This window comes from Caballeronia jiangsuensis, assembly GCF_046030135.1.
GTDB lineage: Bacteria > Pseudomonadota > Gammaproteobacteria > Burkholderiales > Burkholderiaceae > Caballeronia > Caballeronia jiangsuensis.
Genome location: NZ_JAQQDB010000115.1, coordinates 1 through 859, shown reverse-complemented (window position 1 = coordinate 859; position 859 = coordinate 1). Strand labels below are relative to the sequence as shown.

Below are 859 nucleotides of genomic sequence, written 5' to 3'. Positions count from 1 at the left end.
TAGGAATAGAGCACTGTTAACTTTTCTTGTGAGTTGGTAGCTTCCTGGATTGTTTGCTCATGCAGGAAGCGATGACTAAAGAACTTATAGACGACGAACTGTGGTCATTCATCGAACCGCTGTTGCCTGTTCGGCCTTCGCGCAATCGGCGCCACGCTGGGCGCAAACCGATTGCAGATCGAGCGGTGCTCAACGGCATCATCTTTGTCCTGCGCTCGGGCACGGCGTGGAATCTGCTACCGCAGGAACTCGGTTGGGGCTCGGGCAGCGTGTGCTGGCGTCGACTCGACGCATGGCAGAAGGCCGGTGTCTGGCAACGCATCCACGAAGCGTTACTCGCCGAATTGCGCCGACGCGGCCAACTCGATCTGGAGCGCGCCATCGTCGACAGCTCTTCTATTCGCGCCGTATCGGCGGGAAAAAAACTGGTCCGAACCCCACGGACAGGCGCAAGCTCGGCAGCAAGCATCACCTTATTGTCGAGGCGCAAGGCATTCCGCTCGCAGTCATCCTGAGCGGCGCGAACTGTCACGACATCAAGCAACTGAATGCGCTGGTCGCGGCCATTCCGCCGATTCGCGGCAAACGAGGCCGACCATTGCGCAAACCCCGCATCGTTCAAGGCGACCGAGGGTACAGTTCCAATAAGCACCGGCAGGCATTGCGCAAGCAAGGCATCGTGCCAGAACTCGCCCGTATCGGCGCACCGCACGGTAGCGGTCTGGGCAAAACGCGCTGGGTCGTCGAGCGCTCGATTGCCTGGTTGCATAACTTTCGACGCCTGAAGATTCGTTATGAACGATATGACTATATTCACGAAGCTTTCCTTTCGCTCGCGTGCGCGCTGATTTGCTGGAAC

At 58.2% G+C, this 859-nt stretch carries 1 protein-coding gene; it reads left to right on the top strand.

The window, feature by feature from the left end:
* Positions 1-71 precede the first annotated feature (71 nt).
* A protein-coding gene (locus tag PQR08_RS38595; protein ID WP_250487963.1) for an IS5 family transposase occupies positions 72-859 on the top strand; the annotation gives its coding sequence in 2 pieces (ribosomal slippage) (positions 72-420 and positions 420-859; 789 coding nt annotated over the 2 pieces). This gene is flagged as partial in the annotation.